Below are 18,875 nucleotides of genomic sequence, written 5' to 3' on the forward strand. Positions count from 1 at the left end.
TCGTAAGGGTGGGCGGCGGTTATGCGAAGCGCTGGTTCGCGGAGCCGTTGCAGGGCTGGAGGCGGAGGGGGTCCTTCGCCGCGGTGAGGGTCAGGCACATGCCGGTCGCGGCGGCCGGGCGGAGGGTGGCGCCGTCACGGACGAAGGTCTGGTTGGTGCCGCCGTGGCAGTTCCAGAGGATCAGGCCGGTGCCCGCGCCGTAGTTGCCGCCGGGGGCGTCCAGGCAGCGGTCGTGGGTGAGTTCGAGGTGCACGGACCCCTTGGCCCGGTCGTACCACCAGCCCTGGTTGCGGCCGCCGTGGCAGTCCCAGCCGAGGACCTGGGTGCCGTTGGCGCTGGCTCCCCCCTTGGCGTCGAGGCAGTTGCCGGTCGCCTCGTTCCGCAGCGGTGCGTACAGGTCGTCCCAGGCGCCGGGCACCAGTACCGGGTTGCCGGTGGAGGCCGGGTCGGCGCAGGAGGCTTCGCGCAGGCCGGAGGCGTAGAGCTGGGTCAGGCAGGACGCGAACGCGCCGTGGCCCCGTGTGTTGGGGTGGAAGGACTGGCGGGTGGTGTTCTCGTCCCACGGGAAGTGGTCGCCGAGGTCCAGGTAGAGGCCGCGGGCCCAGGTGTCCTCCATGCACACCTCGTGTCCGTGGAAGAGGCGGGAGTTGTCGAGGTAGACCGCGCCCGAGTTGCGGGCCGCCTCGCGCATGCCCTTCTCGAAGGCCGGGACGGCGTGGTTGCGGCCCCAGGTGGCGTCCGAGTCGTAGCCGGCGCAGCCGCCGGGCAGCTTGCCGGGGAAGTTGGGGTTGTCGTTGAAGTCGGGGCCGATGGGGCTGGGGTAGCCCATGACGACGAGCTTGTAGTCGGAGTCGGCGTAGCCGGCGTTCCGCATGACGGTCTTGAGGTCGGCGACCGTGGCCTCGACCTTGGGTCGCAGTCCGTCGACCCGGGCCTGCCAGCCGGGGGCGTACTTGGGTTCGCAGACGCCCTGGCTGAGCACCCATCGGGTCACGCAGTCGGTCATGACCGGGCCGAACTGGAGGTCGTCGTTGGCTCCGGCGACCAGCAGGACCATCTTGATGCGGGTGTTGCGGGCCTTGACCGCCAGGCTGTCGCTCTGCACGAGCTCGTCGGCGTACTGCTTGTTGCCGCCGATCCGGATGTTGCCGGTGTACGCGCCGGAGCAGGCCACGTTGAAGGTGAGGTCGGCCTGGATGCCGGTGCGGTGGATGGCGGTGTCCGGCGAGCGGTGGCACTGGTTGTCCGGCGTGTTGGTCGCCGGGTCGTAGCTGCCGATGCCCTCGCCCGATATCTCGCTGTCGCCGAGCGAGATGAGCCCGGTCTTGCGCTCGCCCATCGGGCGGATCGCGGAGTCGCCGTAGATCTTCACGGCTTCGGCGGCCCGTACGGCCTCCAGCTCCGGCGGGAGTGGAGTGATCGCCGAGCCGGACGCGTTGACCATGGTGATCATGGTGGCCGTGGGGGTGGCCGCCTGAGCCATGGGGGTGATGGCGGTGACGCCCCCGAGGGCGGCCGCGAACGCCGCGACGGTGGCGAAGGTACATCTGAGTCTGGGTCTGGTTCGCGCCATGAACGCCTCCCCAAATAGGTGTTACCCCCGGTATCTACTGGCGGGTAGGGGAGATGGGAACACTTCGAACAAGACAATTGCTCAACTTTTAGAGGAGGCTACGAAGATGACCGAAGAGCAGTTCCGGATCGAGCACGACTCCATGGGCGAGGTGAAGGTCCCCGCACACGCCAAGTGGCGGGCCCAGACCCAGCGCGCCGTGGAGAACTTCCCCATCTCCGGCCAGCGCCTGGAACGCGCCCACATCGCCGCGCTGGCCCGAATCAAGGCCGCGGCGGCCCGGGTCAACGTCCGGCTGGGCGTACTGGATCCGGCCGTCGGCGCGGCCGTGGAGGCGGCGGCCGGCGAGGTCGCGGAGGGGCGCTGGGACGACCACTTCCCGGTCGACGTCTTCCAGACCGGCTCCGGCACCTCGTCCAACATGAACATGAACGAGGTGATCGCGACCCTGGCGACCGAGCGGCTGGGCCGGGAGGTCCACCCCAACGACCACGTCAACGCCTCGCAGAGCTCCAACGACGTGTTCCCCTCGTCCATCCACATCGCCGCCACCGCCGCCGTCACCCAGGAGCTGATCCCGGCCCTGCGGCACCTGGCGACGGCGCTGTCCCACAAGTCCGCCGAGTTCGCCGAGGTGGTCAAGGCGGGCCGCACCCACCTGATGGACGCCACCCCGGTCACCGTGGGCCAGGAGTTCGGCGGGTACGCCGCCCAGATCCACTACGGCATCGAGCGCCTGGAGGCGGCCCTGCCGCGGCTCGCCGAACTGCCCCTGGGCGGCACCGCCGTGGGCACCGGCATCAACACCCCGATGGGCTTCTCGGAGGAAGTGATCGCCGAGGTGGCCGGGGACACCGGGCTGCCGCTGACCGAGGCCCGCAACCACTTCGAGGCCCAGGGCGCGCGGGACGCCCTGGTGGAGACCTCCGGGATGCTCCGTACGATCGCGGTCTCACTCACCAAGATCGCCAACGATCTGCGCTGGATGGCCTCCGGCCCGCGCACAGGATTGGCCGAAATCAATCTGCCGGACCTCCAGCCCGGATCCTCGATCATGCCGGGGAAGGTCAATCCGGTGGTCCCCGAGGCGGTGTTGATGGTGGCCGCCCAGGTGACCGGGAACGACACCACCGTCGCCGTGGCGGGCGCGGCCGGGAACTTCGAACTCAATGTGATGCTCCCCGTGATGGCCCGTAACCTCCTCGAATCCGTCCGGCTCCTCGGCGCGGCGAGCCGCCTGCTCGCCGACCGCACGGTCGCCGGGATCACCGTCAACACCGAGCGGGCCAGGGAGTACGCGGAATCCTCACCCTCCGTGGTGACCCCGCTGAACCGGTACATCGGCTACGAGGAGGCGGCCAAGGTCGCCAAGAAGTCCCTCGCGGAACGGAAGACGATCCGGGAGGTCGTGCTGGAGGAGGGCTACGTCGACCGCGGCGACCTCACCCTGGAGGAGCTCGACCGGGCACTGGACGTGCTCCGGATGACCCGGCCCTGAGCTGTCGCCGGCGCCGCCGGCCGGCCCGGGCGGTTCCCGGAACAGCTCCGGGAGCACTCGTTTCCGGCCGGTCCGGCACCCCCGCCCGCTCCCCCTGACTCCCCCCGGGTGACCCCCAGTGACCTGCACCGCAGCGGCCCGGGGAGGCCCGCGCCTACTATCTGCGCATGGAAGGTACCGACGAGGCGCGGAGCACGCGGGGGACCCGTTACGCGCACTGGGCGCCGGGAGAGCACATCCTCTGGCGCTACCGCGACCACTCCCCGGGCGTGGACGGCCAGGTGCACATCTGCCGGCCGGTGACGGTGGTCGAGGACACCGAGGACCTGCTGGCCGTGTGGATGGCCCCCGGCACCGAGTGCGTCAAGCCGGTGCTGGCCGACGGGGGTGCGGTGAGCCGGGAGCCGCTCGCCACCCGCTACACGGCCAAGCGGACCACGGCGCGCGCGCATTGGTCCGGCGAGGGCGTGCTCAAGCTGGCCCGGCCCGGCGACCCGTGGTCGGTGTGGCTGTTCTGGGGGCCCGGCTGGGAGTTCAGGAACTGGTACGTGAACCTGGAGTCGCCGCGCGTCCGGTGGGACGGCGGGGTCGACTCCGAGGACCACTTCCTCGACATCGCGGTCTATCCCGACCGCAGCTGGCAGTGGCTGGACGAGGACGAGTTCGCGCAGGCCCAGCTGGCCGGTCTGATGAGCCTCGAGGAGGCCGGCCGGGTGCGCGCGGCGGGCGCCGCGGCGGCCGAGCTGATCGACTCCTGGGGGGCTCCCTTCTCCTCCGGATGGCAGGACTGGAGACCGGATCCGAGCTGGCAGGTTCCGGTTCTGCCCGAGGACTGGGATCAAACTCCGGCGCATATGACCTCATGAGACCCTTGATGCGCCCCCGGGGTTCAAACGTAGGATCGTCCTCCGCAAGGCTGCGTAATTGGCATGCTGCGCGCGGGACTTGGTAACGAGCGGGAAGCGGTACCCGGGGGTGACGGTGCCCCCGCCGCTGAGCGGGTATACCGCGACTGACCGAGTTGAGTGCAGCGCACATCGAGCGCGAACGGACGGAATTCCACGCGTGACGGAGTACCCCACCTCCCACGAGGGCCCGCAGTCTGCCGCGGCGGGCAGCTCCGACGTGCCGGGGCCGCGCAGGACGCGGCGGGGTCCGGGCACGCAGGCCGTGCCCGCGTCCGCGGCGGGCGCGCAGAGCGCCGCCGCGCCGCTGCCCCCGGCCGACCGGGACGACCTCGGACACGGCAAGGCGCCCGCCCCGGGCGACGGGCCCGCCGGCGCCCGCTCGCGCGAGGGGCTCACGGCAGGCCCCGACGGCCTCGACGGACCGGACACCGGCGTGCCGGGCGGCAGGCCCGCCGGAGCCGTCCCCATCGCCCTGCCCGGCTCGATCCCGCCCGCCCGGCACGCCGCCGGCGGCCCGCCCGGCGCGGCGTCGCCGGAGCCGGAGTCCCGCGACGCCGCGGCCGCGCGGAACGCCGGGGCCGGGGCCGGGGAGACCGGATCCGGCTCGCACGGCGCGGGCGGCACGGCCGACGGCGAAGGCACGGACGGCACCAGCGGCACGGACGGCACCAGCGGCAGCGACTGCGCGGACGGAGCGCGCACCCGTGACGCCGCCGCCGCGCGGAACGCGGCCACCGCGCCCGGTGACCCCGCCGGACCGGGCGGACACGGCGGCGTACCGGCGCCGCGCGGCGAGGCCACGGCGCTGCCGGACGGCCACGCAGCGACGGAGGGCCACGACGGCCTGGACGCGCCCCACGCGCCCGTGCTCGGCACGGCCGACGCCCACGGCGCCAACGGCTCCGGCTCCGGAAGGCCCGGGACACCGGTCGGCGCGGAGATCACCGCGGCCCGCCGGGAAGGCGACCGGCTGCGGTTCGTGGGGGCGGCCACCCGCCGCATCGCCCGCGGCATCGACCTCGACGAGATCGTGCTCGGCCTGTGCCGGGCCACCGTGCCGACCTTCTCCGACGCGATCCTGGTCTACCTGCGCGACCCGCTCCCGGTCGGCGACGAACGCCCGGTCGGTCCGGTCGTCTTAAGGCTTCGCCGTACCGACCGGCTGAGGCCGATCGACGAGCTCGGGACCGGGCTCGAACTCGCCGGGGCCGCGGGGGGCGCCGGAGAGCTCGACTTCAGCCAGCTTCCGCTCGTCGGCCCGCAGGGCGACCTGCCCGCGGCCGAACTCTGCGAGATCCGGCCGGGCGGCGCGCTCGCCGAGGTGCTGCGCGGGGTCCGGCCGGTGTTCGGCGACTCCGCCGCGGCCCGGGCCGCACTGCCGGAGCTGCTCGGCGCGGAGCACCCGCTGCCGAGCGGCCAGCGGGCGGTGCTGGCGCCGCTGCGCGGCCGCCGCCGGGTGATCGGCGCGGCCGTGTTCCTGCGCAGCCCCGAGCGGCCCGCGTTCGAGGCGAACGACCTGCTCGTCGCGGCGCAGCTGGCCACGCACACCGCGCTCGGCATCGACAAGGCGGTGCTCTACGGCCGCGAGGCGTACATCGCCGACGAGCTGCAGCGCACCATGCTGCCGGACAGCCTGCCCCAGCCCACCGGGGTGCGGCTGGCCTCGCGCTACCTGCCCGCGGCCGAGACCGCCCGGGTGGGCGGCGACTGGTACGACGCCATACCGCTTCCCGGGAGCCGAGTCGCGCTCGTCGTCGGCGACGTCATGGGGCACTCCATGACCTCCGCCGCGATCATGGGCCAGCTGCGCACCACCGCGCAGACCCTGGCCCAGCTCGACCTGCCGCCGGGCGAGGTGCTGCACCACCTCGACGAGCAGGCCCAGCGGCTCGGCTCGGACCGGATGGCCACCTGCCTGTACGCCGTCTACGACCCGGTGTCGCACCGGATCACCATCGCCAACGCGGGCCACCCGCCGCCGGTGCTGCTGCACCTGGGCGGGCGGGCCGAGGTGCTCCGGGTGCCGCCGGGCGCCCCGATCGGCGTGGGCGGTGTGGACTTCGAGGCGGTGGAGCTGGACGCCCCGGCCGGGGCCACCCTGCTGCTGTACACCGACGGCCTGGTGGAGTCCCGGCTGCGTGACGTGTGGACGGGCATCGAGCAGCTCCGCGAGCGGCTGGCCACCACGGCCCAGCTGACCGGGCTGGACCATCCGCCGCCGCTGGAGGCGCTCTGCGACGACATCCTCGACATGCTGGGGCCGGGTGACCGGGACGACGACATCGCGCTGCTCGCGGCCCGTTTCGACGGGATCGCGCCCAGCGACGTCGCCTACTGGTTCCTGGACCCGGAGGAGACCGCTCCGGGCCGGGCCCGCCGGTTCGCCCGCCGCGCGCTGTCGCGGTGGGGCCTGGAGGAGCTGGAGGACTCGGTGGAGCTGCTGGTCAGCGAGGTGGTCACGAACGCCGTCCGGTACGCGGAACGGCCGGTGACGCTGCGTCTGCTGCGTACGGACGTGCTGCGCTGCGAGGTCGGGGACGACTCCCCGCAGCTGCCGCGGCAGCGCCGGGCCCGGGAGACCGACGAGGGCGGGCGCGGCCTGTTCCTGGTCAACCGGCTGGCCCGGCGCTGGGGCGCGACCCGGCTGAGCAGCGGCAAGGTGGTCTGGTTCGAGCTGACGCTGCCCGGGGGCGGGCGCGGCTGAGCGAGACGGGCCGCCGCCGGCCGGAGGACGACGGGAAAGGCCGCCGCCCCGCAGCGCACGTGCTGCGGGGCGGCGGCCTCGTCCGTTTCCGGCTACTGCTGGGGCGGCTTGATGTCGGCGCTGCCCGTCGGCGGCTTGGTCGGCGGCGTCGGCTTCGTCGGCGGGCTGGACGATGGCTTGCCGGATCCGCTGGTGCTCGGGTTCGGCTTGCTCGACTGGCTGCCGCTCGGGTTCGGGCTGTGCGACCCCGAGGGCTTGCTGCTCGGCGAGGTGCTGGCCGAGGTGCTGGGCGAGGTGCTCGCCGAGCTCGACGGGCTGGTGCTGCGGCTCGGCAGCTTGGCCGGGGCGCCCATGTCGGCGTCCTCGAGGTCGAACTTGTCGGTGTCCGCGTTCTGGAGCACGGCCAGCGTGTACGCCCGCCAGATGTCGGCCGGGAAGCTGGAGCCGCCCGCCCGGCCACCGCCGGCGGTGCCGGTCAGCGTCATCTGGGCGCCGGTGCCGGGCTCCTCACCGAACATGGCGACGACGGTGACCAGCTCCGGGGTGTACGCGGCGAACCAGGCGGACTTGTTGTTCTCGGTCGTACCGGTCTTGGCGGCGGCCTGGTAGGCGCTGCTGCGGACCTTCTTGCCGGAGCCGGACTCGTCCTCGACCACGCCGATGAGCACCTTGGTGACGGTGTCGGCGGTGCGACTGCTGATCGCCTGGCCGCCGATGGCCTGCTGCGGCTTGAAGGAGCGCTCGGCGTGGGTGGCGGACTTGATGATGGTCGGCGTGACCTTCTTGCCGTGGTGGTCGAAGGTGGCGTAGACGCCGGCCATCTCCACGGTGTTGGCGCTCATGGTGCCCAGCGAGAGGGCCGGGCTGTTCTCCGGCCAGCCGTCACGGTTCCCCATGCCCAGGGCCAGGCCGGTCTTCTTCACCTTCGGCGGGCCCGCGTCCACGAACATCTGCGCGTACACCGAGTTCATGGAGCGGTTGGTGGCCTCCTGCACGGTGACGTCGCCGTAGCTGATGTTCTCCTGGTTCTGCGGGGCGAACGGCTCCGAGGCGCCGACGACCTTCCGCTTGCTGGTGCCGTCGTAGATCGTGTTCGGGGTGATCTCCGCACCGTCCTGGGTCTCCGCTCCGTTCTCCAGGGCGGAGGCCAGCACGACCGGCTTGAAGGTGGAGCCGGGCTGGTAGTCGGTGCGCAGCGCGTTGCTGGCGTACTTGTCCTGGAGGCCCGTTCCGCCGTACATGGCGACGATGGCGCCGGTCTTGGGGTCCACGGAGGTGGCGCCGGCCTGGACGTACTGGTCGACGGGACGGTTCTTGGTGTCCTTGCGGTCGAGCTTGGACTCCAGCTCCTCCTGGACGGCCGCCTCCAGCGCCTTCTGCTTCTTCGGGTCGATGTTGAGCGTGATGTTCCAGCCGCCCGCCTCGATCTGGTCGGGGAGGATGCCCTGCTTGCGGAGTTCGGCGTTGGCGGCCTGGACCAGGTAGCCCTTCTGGCCTTCGAGGCCGGGGGCGGGCTTGGGCTTGATCGGGTCCTTGAACTGCAGGGTCTTGCGCTTGGCGGCGTCCAGCTCGCCCATCTCGACCATGTTGTCGAGCACACCGTTGAAGCGGATCATCGCCAGCCGCTTGCCGTTGGGGCCGGCGGTGGCCACGTCGTACTGGCTGGGGGCCTGGAGGACGGCGGCCAGGTAGGCGCCCTGTTCCAGCGTCAGCTTGTCGACGTCCACGCCGTAGTAGGCCTGGGCCGCGGCCTGGATGCCGTAGGCACCGCGGCCGAAGTAGCTGGTGTTCAGGTACCCCGCGAGGATCTCGTCCTTCTCCATCTCGTTGTCGACCTTGAGCGAGATGATGAGTTCCTTGAGCTTGCGGGTGGCCGTCTGCTCCTGGTTCAGGTAATAGTTCTTGACGTACTGCTGGGTGATGGTGGAGCCGCCGGCCGTGCCCCGGCCGAGGAGCGTGTTGACGCCACCCCGGGCCACGCCGAAGATGTCGACGCCCTGGTCCTTGTAGAAGGACTTGTTCTCGATGGCGATGAAGCCCATCTTGACGTCCTTGGGGACCCGGTCGATCGGCACGATCTCGCGGTTGATCTCGCCCCGGCGGGCCATCACGGAGCCGTCGGCGTACTTGTAGACGTTGCTCTGCAGGGTCGCTTGCTCGTTCGGGTTCGGCGGCTCGACCGAGAAGTACGCGATGACCAGCGCCGCCATGCCGAGCAGGATCACCCCGAAGAACGTGCCGAGGATCTTCTTCCAGGTGAAGAGGCGGCGTATGAAGCTCTTCTTGCCCCCACCGCCCGCACGGGCGCCGTTCGATGCGCGTCGTGCACCGCGCCCGCCTTGCGCTCTCCGCGCCTCTGCTCGGCCCATCGCTCCCGCTCCGCTCGATAACCCCCCGACGTCAGCTCCGAAAACTAACACCGCAGGAATGGCCAAAGGTCGTCGAATTTCGACCAATACCGGCTAATTCGGACGTGAGAATCAGCACCCACTTCACCGGAACCGACGCACATGATGCCGTGCGGGTTGCGACCGAGCAAAAAAGTGATATCACTTTGCTAGGAGCCGGTGACGGCCGGAGACAACGCGAACGGGGCGAACCATGACCGAAGTTGCGAGCAGGACGACGGATCCGGCGGGCGACGGGGCGAAGCCGAAGGTGCGGGAGTACCCCGCGCACAGCATCGGCGGCGGGCCGGCCCTGCTGCTCGGCCTGGCCGGGGTGCTGGGCGGGGCGGGCCTGGTGGCCGCCGGGGCGGTCACCGGACTCGCGCCCCTCAAGATCACCCTGATCGTGCTGGGCGTCCTCCTCTTCCTGGGCTCGATCATCGCGATGGCCGGCCTCAACGTGGTGAATCCCGGCCAGGCCCGGGTGGTCCAGCTGTTCGGCCGCTACCGGGGCACCATCCGCACCGACGGCCTGCGCTGGGTCAACCCGCTGACCTCTCGGGCCACGATCTCGACCCGGGTCCGGAACCACGAGACCGCCGTACTGAAGGTCAACGACGCCTACGGCAACCCGATCGAGCTGGCGGCGGTCGTGGTGTGGCGGGTCGAGGACACCGCGCGGGCCGTCTTCGAGGTGGAGCAGTTCACCGAGTTCGTGGAGACGCAGGCGGAGGCGGCGGTCCGACACATCGCCATCGAGTACCCCTACGACTCGCACGACGAGGCCGGCCTCTCGCTCCGCGAGAACTCCGAGGAGATCACCGAGAAGCTGGCCGCGGAGCTCCAGGTGCGGGTCGACGCGGCCGGTGTCGAGATCATCGAGTCCCGGTTCACGCACCTCGCGTACGCTCCGGAGATCGCCTCCGCGATGCTGCAGCGGCAGCAGGCCGGAGCGGTGGTGGCGGCCCGCAAGCAGATCGTGGAGGGCGCGGTGGGCATGGTCGAACTGGCGCTGAACCGGCTGACCGAGGAGGACATCGTGGACCTCGACCCGGAGCGGAAGGCCGCGATGGTCTCCAACCTGATGGTGGTGCTGTGCGGTGACCGCGCCGCCCAGCCGGTGGTCAACACGGGCACCCTGTACCAGTGACCCCGCCTCCCGAACCGTCCGGCCGCGCCGCCCGCAAGCAGGTGCTGCTGCGGCTGGACCCCCAGGTGTACGAGGCGCTGGCCCGGTGGGCGGGCGAGGAACTGCGCAGCGCGAACGCGCAGATCGAGTTCCTGCTGCGGCGGGCCCTGGCGGAGGCCGGGCGCCTGCCCAGCTCTCCGGGCCCGATCCCCCGCCGCGGCCGCCCGCCCAAGAGCGACACCTGAGGCACCCGGAACGACACCCGGAACAGCGCCCGGAACAGCTCTACACCCGATGTATACACCGTGTGTATACATCGGGTGTAGAGTCGTGCCCATGTCCATAGGTCACACCCTCCTCGGCCTCCTGGAGGCCGGCCCCCGGCACGGCTACGACCTCAAGCGCGCCTACGACGAGAAGTTCGGCCACGACAGGCCCCTCGCGTACGGGCAGGTCTACTCGACCATGTCCCGCCTCCTGAAGAACGGCCTCGTCGAGGTCGACGGCATCGAGGCGGGCGACGGCCCCGACCGCAAGCGGTACGCCATCACCGACGCCGGCGTCACCGACGTCGAACACTGGCTGTCCCAGCCGGAGAAGCCCGAGCCCTACCTCCAGTCGACCCTCTACACCAAGGTCGTCCTGGCCCTGCTCACCGGCCGCCCCGCGGCCGACCTGCTCGACACCCAGCGCGCCGAGCACCTCCGCCTGATGCGCATCCTCACCACCCGCAAGCGCAAGGGCGACCTCGCCGACCAGCTCGTCTGCGACCACGCCCTGTTCCACCTGGAGGCCGACCTCCGCTGGCTGGAGCTCGCCGCCGCCCGGCTCGGACAGCTCCGGCAGGAGGTGAACGGATGACCCCCGCAGGCTCCCTGCTCGCCGCCACCGGCCTCCGCAAGACGTACGGGGCCACGCACGCCCTGGACGACGCCGAGTTCTCCATCCACCCCGGCGAGGTCGTCGCCGTCATGGGCCCCTCCGGCTCCGGCAAGTCCACCCTGCTGCACTGCCTGGCCGGCATCCTGACGCCCGACTCCGGCTCGATCACCTACGCGGGCCGCGAGCTGACCACGATGAGCGACGCCGAGCGCAGTGCCCTGCGCCGCTCGGAGTTCGGCTTCGTCTTCCAGTTCGGACAGCTCGTCCCCGAGCTGACCTGTCTGGAGAACGTGGCCCTCCCGCTCCGTCTCGCCGGCACCAGACGCCGACAGGCCGAGGCCGCCGCCCTGGAGTGGATGGAGCGGCTCCAGGTCGCCGAGCTGAAGGGCAAGCGGCCCGGCGAGGTGTCCGGCGGGCAGGGCCAGCGGGTCGCCGTGGCGCGCGCCCTGGTGACCGGCCCGCGCGTGGTCTTCGCCGACGAACCCACCGGCGCCCTGGACTCGCTCAACGGCGAACTGGTGATGCAGCTGCTCACCGAGGCCGCCCGGTCCGCCAACGCCGCCGTCGTCCTGGTCACCCACGAGGCCCGGGTGGCCGCGTACTCCGACCGCGAGATCGTGGTCCGCGACGGCAGGTCCCGCGACATGGAGCGGATCGTATGAGCAAGCTCGGCACCTGGGGCCGGGACCTCGCCATGGGCACCCGGTTCGCCTTCGGCGGCGGCCGCGAGGGCTGGACCCGTACGCTGCTCACCGGCCTGGGCGTCGGCATCGGCGTGGCCCTGCTCCTGATCACCACCTCGCTGCCCAACGCCTTCGCGGCCCGCGACGCCCGCGGCGACGCCCGCGGCCTGTACAACGCGCAGAACCTGCCGCGGCCCGGCCCCGGCACCCTGCTGGTCGCCTCGGCCAACCAGACGTACCACGGCAAGGACATCGGCGGCGTACTGGTCAGGGCGGAGGGCCCGCAGGCCCCCGTCCCGCCGGGCCTGAAGACGCTCCCCGCCCCGGGTGAACTGGCCGTCTCCCCCGCCCTGGAGCGGCTGCTGAAGTCCGCGGAGGGCAGGCTGCTCCGCGACCGGCTGGACGGGAAGATCACCCAGATCATCGGTGACGCGGGCCTGATCGGCCCGCACGAGCTGTACTTCTACACCGGCCGCGACCTGAGGAAGGACAGTGGCGGCCAGTTCGACCAGTACCGGATCAAACGGATCGACCACTACGCCATCGAGCTCGAGGAACCCTCGTCCGACCCCGTCCTGCTGCTGCTCGTCCTGATGACCCTGCTGGCACTGCTGCTGCCGGTCGCGGTGTTCATCGCCGCCGCCGTCCGCTTCGGCGGCGAACGGCGCGACCGCCGGCTGGCCGCGCTGCGCCTGGTGGGCGCCGACGGCCGGATGGTCCGACGGATCGCCGCCGGGGAGGCCCTGGCCGGTGCCCTGACCGGACTGGCCATGGGCGTGGGGCTGTTCTTCCTCGGCCGCGAGGTCGTCGGGAACATGGACCTGCGCCAGCGCAGCTTCTTCCCGCACGACCTCACCCCGAACGCGGCGCTGGCCGCACTGGTCGCGGCGCTGGTGCCCGCCGCGGCCGTGCTGGTGACCCTGTTCGCGCTGCGCGGGGTGGTCATCGAGCCGCTGGGCGTCGTCCGGACCGCCAAGCCGTCCCGGCGGCGGGTGTGGTGGCGGCTGCTGATGCCGGTCACCGGGATCGGCCTGCTCCTCCCGATGCTCGGACGGGGCAGGGAGAACGGCACGTTCAACCAGTGGCAGGTGTCCGCCGGTGTGGTGCTGCTGCTGGTCGGGACGACCGCCCTGCTGCCCTGGCTGCTGGAGCGGCTGGTGCGCGGGCTGTCCGGCGGCCCGGTCTCCTGGCAGCTGGCCGTCCGCCGGCTCCAGGTCGACTCCGGTACGGCGGCCCGCCTGGTCAGCGGGGTCGCGGTGGCGGTGGCCGGGGCCATCGCCCTGCAGATGCTGTTCGTCGGCTCCCGCGGCGACTTCGTGGAGGAGACCGGCTACGACCTGACCCGTGCCACCGCCGTGGTCCTCACGGAGAAGGGCGCGCTGGCGGAGGACCTGGCCCGGAAGCTGGAGCAGTCCCCGGGCGTCACCCGGGCCGTCGCGCTGCGCGGCACCCAGGCCTCCCACCGGGCGAACGCCGGTGACGACCTGCTGAACCTCACCATCGGCAGCTGCGCGGCCCTGAAGGAGATCGCCGCGATCGGCTCCTGCACGGACGGCGACGCCTTCATGGTGGCCGGCGGGAGCGACATGCCACGGGCCCGGGCGGGCGAGAAGCTGTTCGCCGGCAACGTCCTGCAGCGCGAGCCGGGCGGGCCCCCGCCGGTCGGGCTGACCGTCCCGGCGAACCTCCGCACGGTCCAGGGCGGCACCACCCCGACCGGCGGCGCGGCCTCCGGGCTGCTGCTGACCCCGTCGGCCGCCCCGAGCAGCTTCAACGGCTACGAGCACGCCTCCATCGACGTCCTCGCCGACCCCGCCGACCCGGACGCGATGGAGCACGTCCGTACGGCGGTGTTCAGGGCCGACCCGTTCGCCCACGCGATGAGCCTGCGGGAAACCCGGACGGACAGCAGCTACGCGTCCGTGCAGACCGGCCTCTACTTCGGCGCGGCCGGGGTGCTTGCGCTGATCGGCACCAGCCTGCTGGTCTCCCGGCTGGAGCAGCTGCGGGAACGGCGGAAGCTGCTGGCGGCGCTGGTCGCCTTCGGCGCCCGGCGCTCCACGCTCACCCTGTCGGAGCTGTGGCAGTCGGTCCTGCCGATCGTCGTGGGCCTGCTCCTGGCCGTCGCGGCCGGCACCGGGCTGGGCCTCCTGCTGCTCGGCATGACCGGCTATCCGGTCCGGGTCGACTGGGCCCCGGTGTTCACCATGACCGGCATCGGCGCCGCGGTGGTGACCGCGGTGACGCTGCTCAGCCTGCCGCCGCTGCTGCGGGTGATGCGGCCGGACGGCCTGCGCACCGAGTAGGCACGCGCACCACCGGGCGGTGGCGTACCACCGGGCGGGGGCGTACCACCGGGCGGGGGGCGGTCAGTGGTGCGGTCAGCGGGGCGGTCAGTCCGTGGGCCACACCGGGAGCGGCCGGACCGCCTCCCGCAGGGCCGCCGCCACCGCCCGGAACTCCTCCTGCCGGGCGGTGCCGGTCCGCATGGCCAGGGCGATCCGCCGGGAGGGCGCGGGCTCGGCGAAGTACCCGGTGGCCAGGTACTCGTTGCGGGTGGTCTCCAGCCGCAGCGCGGTGCGCGGCAACAGGGTCACCCCCAGCCCCCCGGCGACCAGCTGGACGAGGGTCGAGAGTCCGGCTGCGGTGGTGGTGACGTCGGCGCCGCCGCCCCGGCCGGCCTCCCGGCAGATGTCCAGGGCCTGGTCGCGCAGGCAGTGCCCCTCGTCGAGCAGCAGCAGTTGAAGCCCGCGCAGTTCCTCGCGGGGTACGTCCCTGCGGCCGGCCAGCGGGTGCTCGCGGGGGACGAGCAGCACGAAGTCCTCGTCGAACAGCGGGAGTTCCGTGACGCCGGGGACCCCGAGCGGGACGGCGAGCAGCAGCAGGTCCAGCCGGCCGGCCGCCAGTCCGTCGAGCAGGGAGGCGGTCTGCTCCTCGTGCACCTGGAGGTCCAGGCCCGGCCAGCGCCGGTGGAACAGCCCCAGCACGGTGGGCAGCAGGTAGGGCGCCACGGTCGGGATCACCCCCAGGCGCAGCACCCCCGTGAAGGGCGCCCGTACGGCCTCGGCCTCCTCCAGCAGCCCGCCCATCGCGTCGAGCACGAGCCGCGCCCGGCCGGCGATCCGCTCGCCGGCCGGGGAGAGCAGGACCTTGCGGGTGGTGCGCTCCAGCAGCCGGACGCCGAGGGCCTCCTCCAGGGCGGACACCGCGCCGGACAGCGCCGGCTGGCTCATGCCGATCGCCGCGGCCGCGTCCCGGAAGTGCAGGTGCTCCGCGACGGCGGCGAAAGCGCGGAGCTGGGCGAGGGTCGGCTGTTTCGCTCCCCTGTTGCCCGCATTACCGACAGCCACTGATAGGCACCTCCGATCACCTCGTTCCACTCTAGCGATTTCCGCAATCAATGCTGCTGTGTCAGCATGTGAGATCCGTCCAACCCCTAGGGGAAACGCCCCACAAGGGCCTCTTTCCCTGTCCGCAAGGAGAGTTCGTGCTCACTGTCGGTGACAAGTTCCCCACCTACGATCTGACCGCCTGCGTCTCCCTGGAGGCCGGCGAGCAGTTCCAGCAGATCGACCACAAGTCCTACGAGGGCAAGTGGCGCGTGGTGTTTTTCTGGCCGGCCGACTTTACTTTCGTGTGCCCGACCGAGATCGCCGCGTTCGGCAAGCTGAACGAGGAGTTCGCCGACCGCGACGCGCAGATCCTGGGCGTTTCCGGCGACTCCGAGTACGTGCACCACGCCTGGCGCAAGGACCACGCCGACCTGCGTGACCTGCCCTTCCCGATGCTGGCCGACGTCAAGCACGACCTGATGCAGGCCTGCGGCGTCGAGGGCGAGGACGGCTTCGCCAAGCGCGCCGTCTTCATCGTCGACCCGAACAACGAGATCCAGTTCGCCATGGTGACCGCCGGTTCCGTGGGCCGGAACCCGAAGGAGGTCCTGCGGGTCCTGGACGCCCTGCAGACCGACGAGCTGTGCCCGTGCAACTGGACCAAGGGCGAGGACACCCTCGACGCCGGCGCGCTGCTGGCCGGTGAGTGACGGATGTCCCTCGACTCCCTGAAGTCCGCCGTACCGGACTTCGCCAAGGACCTGAAGCTGAACCTCGGCTCGGTCATCGGCAACCAGAACACGCTGACGGAGCAGCAGCTGTGGGGCACCGTGCTGTCCTGCGCGATCGCCGCGCGCTCCCCGCTCGTCCTGCGTGAGCTGGAGCCGGAGGCGAAGGCCGCCCTCTCCCCGGAGGCGTACACCGCCGCCAAGTCCGCCGCCGCGGTCATGGCGATGAACAACGTCTTCTACCGCACCCGCCACCTGCTCTCCGACCCGGAGTACGGCACCCTGCGGGCCGGTCTGCGGATGAACGTCATCGGCAACCCGGGCGTGGAGAAGGTCGACTTCGAGCTGTGGTCGCTCGCGGTCTCCGCGATCAACGGCTGCGGCCAGTGCCTGGACTCGCACGAGCAGGTGCTCCGCAAGGCCGGCGTGGACCGGGAGACGGTCCAGGAGGCCTTCAAGATCGCCTCGGTGATCCAGGCCGTCGCGGTCACCCTGGACGCGGAAGCGGCACTCGCCGCCGAGTAGTCCGCCCGCCGTACGACGTACGCGACGAAGGGGCCCCGCCATCCGGCGGGGCCCCTTCGTCGTCAGCGCGCGGCTCACTTGCGGGCGGCGTCCATGAGCTTCCGCATGTCCTCGATCACGGCGTACTTGACGGCTTCGGGCCCTCCTGCAGCCCCGGCAAGGCCGCGGTCAGCTCCGGCGCCTTGAACGCCTCGCACACCGCCTTCGACGCCTCGTAGGCGACGTCCGGGACGGCGTCCGGTCCGGACGCCGACGGCCCCGCTCGCTCCATCTCGGGCTCCGTGATCACGGCCCGGTCCCCCTACTTCTTCCGCAACGGCTTGAGGAGTTCTCCCATGTCCTCGATCAAAGCCGCCTGGACCGCGGTCGAGTCCATCTTCTCGGCGGATCCGTCAGGTAGCCCGTCCCCGTAGGAGGTCGCGAAGACGGAGAGCCTGATCACCGCGCCGCCGTCCAGCACCTTCAGCTCGGCGCTGTTGCCGTCGTCCCCGACGAGCATCAGCGCGCGCTCACCGAGGCCGGGGACCTGCGACTGCTCCGCCGTGTCCGGGTACATCAGCGGCTCGACCTCGAACTCGGCCTCCGGGTCGGTCTTCTTGTGCAGCCGCACCGATGCCGTCACGAAGTAGCCCAGGCCCTCCGACCTGTCCCCGGACAGGCTGCAGACCGCCTGGTCCATCACGGGGTCCGGGGACTGCCGGTGCTCCGGCCCGTTGCCGTGCAGGTTGCCCGCGATCCGGGTGAGCGCCGGCACCTCCATCACCCTGCACAGGTTCTCCGGGAGCGCGTACGCCATCTCCGGCGGCGCGTCGGGCCGGTCCCCCAGGGCGTACAGTCCGCCCGCCCACAGCGCCGACGCGACGGCCGCGCCGCCCAGGGCGCCCCACACCCACGGCCGCACCGGCGACCGCGCCGGCGCCCCCGCCGGGCCGTCCCCGGCGTCGCCGCCGGGAGCCGCACCGGCCGGCCCCGTCGGGCGCCGGGCGTCGTCCCACTCCCCGTCCAGCTCCGGCTCGCTGATCATGTCCGGTCGTCCGGCGGCAGTTGCACGGCCAGCGCGGTCGCGCCGTGCGGGCCCGGGCCGATCCGGCCCGGGAGTTCCCGGGAGTGGGCCCGCAGGTAGCCGACGACCGTGTTGGTGACCGCGACCAGTGGGACCGCGACCACCGCGCCGCCGATCCCGGCGATCATTCCGCCGGCCGCCACCGACAGGACCACGGCGAGCGGGTGGACCCGGACCGCGCGGCCCAGGATGAAGGGCTGCAGCACGTGCCCCTCGATCTGCTGCACGGCGAGGACGACCAGCAGCACCATCAGGGCCGTCCACACGCCCTGGGTCACCAGGGCCACCACGACCGCGAGCGCGCCCGAGACCACGGCACCGACCAGCGGGATGAAGGCGAACAGGAAGATGAAGACGGCCAGCGGCACCGCCATCGGCACGTGCAGGAACCAGAGGCCGAGACCGATGAAGATCGCATCGATCAGCGCGACGATCACCGTGCCGCGGACGTACGCGGTCAGGGTCCGCCAGGCGCGCGGTCCGGCGCCGGCCACGCCAGGGCGGGCGGCCGCCGGGACCAGGCCCAGCACCCAGCCCCAGATCCGCTTCCCGTCGTAGAGCAGGAAGAGGGTGGAGAACATGGCCAGCAGCATGCCGGTCAGCACCTCGACCATCACCGTGGCGCCCTGCAGGCCCGCGGAGGTGATCTCCTCGGTGTTGGTGCCGATGGTGTCCGTCAGGTTCTTCGCGATGTCGTTGATCTGCTTCTCGGTGACGTGGAACGGACTGTCCAGCGCCCAGGTCTTGAGGTCGTTGATGCCGTCCCGGACCCGTTCGGAGAGGTCGTCCAGGTTCTCCATCACCTGCCACACCACGAACCAGCCGACCAGGCCGATCACCACGAAGCCGAGGACCGCGGTGACCGCGGTGGCCAGCCCGCGCGGCAGGCCGAGCCGGCGCAGCCGCACCACGAAGGGCTGCAGCAGTGCGGTGACCAGCAGGGCGGCGGCGAAGGCGAGGACCACCAGCCGGACTTCGCTGATCACCTTCATCAGCACCCAGAGCATGCCCGCGAGCAGCAGCAGTCGCCAGCTCGCCTCGGCCGCGACCCGGACCCCCCACGGGATCATGGCGGCCGGGTCGGGGCGGGTCATGAGCGTGCCCGGGTGGACCGGGGCGGGCAGTTCGCCGGGCACCTCGTGCACACCGGGCCCGGCGTGCACGGCGTGCTCCGCGTGCCCCGCGGGAGCCGTGGCGGAGGGGACCGGGGCAGCGGCGGGCGCCCCTGCCGGAGGCACACCGGGCCGGCCGGCGGCCGCACCCGCCTCGGCGGCCTGCTCCCCGCGCGACTCCGACTCGACTTCGGCCCGCCGCTCGGACAGCCGCTCCTCCAGCCGGGTCAGCTTGTTGCCGAGCCGGCCCAGCCAGCCCCTTCTCTTCCCCATCTCGTCCCTCTCTCCCCCAGACTGCGTCGGGAGAACCCCCACCCGTCCGGTCGTCAGCGCCTGGTCGACCGTACACGC

16 protein-coding genes are annotated in these 18,875 nt (G+C 72.1%); 10 read left to right on the top strand and 6 right to left on the bottom strand.

The window, feature by feature from the left end:
* Window positions 1-19: 19 nt before the first annotated feature.
* Window positions 20-1,573: a ricin-type beta-trefoil lectin domain protein gene (locus tag AC067U_RS29600; protein WP_478832867.1), complete on the bottom strand. Its 1,554-nt coding sequence runs from the start codon at window positions 1,571-1,573 to the stop codon at window positions 20-22.
* A gap of 106 nt (window positions 1,574-1,679) precedes the next feature.
* Between AC067U_RS29600 and AC067U_RS29605 the strand changes: the two genes are divergently transcribed.
* The 3 genes from AC067U_RS29605 to AC067U_RS29615 all read left to right on the top strand — a co-directional run bounded on the left by AC067U_RS29605 (window position 1,680) and on the right by AC067U_RS29615 (window position 6,683).
* Window positions 1,680-3,071, top strand: a complete 1,392-nt coding sequence (locus AC067U_RS29605; protein WP_478832868.1) for a class II fumarate hydratase — start codon at window positions 1,680-1,682, stop codon at window positions 3,069-3,071.
* A gap of 167 nt (window positions 3,072-3,238) precedes the next feature.
* A complete protein-coding gene (gene fomD, locus AC067U_RS29610) occupies window positions 3,239-3,937 on the top strand; it encodes a cytidylyl-2-hydroxypropylphosphonate hydrolase (RefSeq protein ID WP_478832869.1) in 699 nt (232 codons plus the stop codon).
* Between the two features lie 199 nt (window positions 3,938-4,136).
* Window positions 4,137-6,683, top strand: coding sequence for a SpoIIE family protein phosphatase (locus AC067U_RS29615; RefSeq protein ID WP_478832870.1), 2,547 nt, complete (start codon window positions 4,137-4,139; stop codon window positions 6,681-6,683).
* 92 nt (window positions 6,684-6,775) lie between these two features.
* Here the strand turns inward: AC067U_RS29615 and AC067U_RS29620 are convergent, their stop codons facing one another.
* Window positions 6,776-9,052, bottom strand: coding sequence for a transglycosylase domain-containing protein (locus AC067U_RS29620; protein ID WP_478832871.1), 2,277 nt, complete (start codon window positions 9,050-9,052; stop codon window positions 6,776-6,778).
* A gap of 232 nt (window positions 9,053-9,284) precedes the next feature.
* On the opposite strand from AC067U_RS29620, the gene AC067U_RS29625 reads away from it, so the two are divergent.
* The 5 genes from AC067U_RS29625 (at window position 9,285) to AC067U_RS29645 (ending at window position 14,070) form a co-directional block, all read left to right on the top strand.
* Window positions 9,285-10,220: an SPFH domain-containing protein gene (locus tag AC067U_RS29625; RefSeq protein ID WP_478832872.1), complete on the top strand. Its 936-nt coding sequence runs from the start codon at window positions 9,285-9,287 to the stop codon at window positions 10,218-10,220.
* Entirely contained in the window at window positions 10,217-10,444 is a 228-nt protein-coding gene (locus AC067U_RS29630) for a type II toxin-antitoxin system antitoxin (RefSeq protein WP_478832873.1), read from the top strand. The genes AC067U_RS29625 and AC067U_RS29630 overlap by 4 nt, the downstream gene beginning before the upstream one ends.
* Before the next feature lie 91 nt (window positions 10,445-10,535).
* Window positions 10,536-11,060, top strand: coding sequence for a PadR family transcriptional regulator (locus AC067U_RS29635; protein ID WP_478832874.1), 525 nt, complete (start codon window positions 10,536-10,538; stop codon window positions 11,058-11,060).
* A complete protein-coding gene (locus AC067U_RS29640; protein WP_478832875.1) occupies window positions 11,057-11,743 on the top strand; it encodes an ABC transporter ATP-binding protein in 687 nt (228 codons plus the stop codon). The genes AC067U_RS29635 and AC067U_RS29640 overlap by 4 nt, the downstream gene beginning before the upstream one ends.
* A complete protein-coding gene (locus tag AC067U_RS29645; protein ID WP_478832876.1) occupies window positions 11,740-14,070 on the top strand; it encodes an FtsX-like permease family protein in 2,331 nt (776 codons plus the stop codon). Before AC067U_RS29640 ends, AC067U_RS29645 begins: the two co-directional genes overlap by 4 nt.
* Before the next feature lie 87 nt (window positions 14,071-14,157).
* Here the strand turns inward: AC067U_RS29645 and AC067U_RS29650 are convergent, their stop codons facing one another.
* On the bottom strand, window positions 14,158-15,114 hold the full coding sequence (locus AC067U_RS29650; protein ID WP_478832877.1) for a hydrogen peroxide-inducible genes activator: 957 nt from the start codon (window positions 15,112-15,114) through the stop codon (window positions 14,158-14,160).
* 137 nt (window positions 15,115-15,251) lie between these two features.
* Here AC067U_RS29650 and AC067U_RS29655 point away from each other — a divergent pair, with 137 nt between their 5' ends.
* Together AC067U_RS29655 and AC067U_RS29660 are read left to right on the top strand one after the other, a co-directional pair.
* The gene (locus AC067U_RS29655) at window positions 15,252-15,806 is read left to right on the top strand and encodes a peroxiredoxin (protein ID WP_478832878.1); all 555 of its coding nucleotides are present in this window, start codon (window positions 15,252-15,254) and stop codon (window positions 15,804-15,806) included.
* 3 nt (window positions 15,807-15,809) lie between these two features.
* The gene (locus AC067U_RS29660; RefSeq protein WP_478832879.1) at window positions 15,810-16,349 is read left to right on the top strand and encodes an alkyl hydroperoxide reductase; all 540 of its coding nucleotides are present in this window, start codon (window positions 15,810-15,812) and stop codon (window positions 16,347-16,349) included.
* 115 nt (window positions 16,350-16,464) lie between these two features.
* Here the strand turns inward: AC067U_RS29660 and AC067U_RS29665 are convergent, their stop codons facing one another.
* The 3 genes from AC067U_RS29665 to AC067U_RS29675 are packed head-to-tail and all read right to left on the bottom strand — an operon-like array spanning window position 16,465 to window position 18,797.
* Window positions 16,465-16,638: a hypothetical protein gene (locus AC067U_RS29665; protein ID WP_478832880.1), complete on the bottom strand. Its 174-nt coding sequence runs from the start codon at window positions 16,636-16,638 to the stop codon at window positions 16,465-16,467.
* Window positions 16,639-16,650: 12 nt separating this feature from the next.
* On the bottom strand, window positions 16,651-17,373 hold the full coding sequence (locus tag AC067U_RS29670; protein WP_478832881.1) for a hypothetical protein: 723 nt from the start codon (window positions 17,371-17,373) through the stop codon (window positions 16,651-16,653).
* Entirely contained in the window at window positions 17,370-18,797 is a 1,428-nt protein-coding gene (locus tag AC067U_RS29675; protein ID WP_478832882.1) for an AI-2E family transporter, read from the bottom strand. Before AC067U_RS29675 ends, AC067U_RS29670 begins: the two co-directional genes overlap by 4 nt.
* Window positions 18,798-18,875 lie beyond the last annotated feature (78 nt).

It is taken from the genome of Streptomyces sp. NPDC043853 (genome assembly GCF_056436025.1).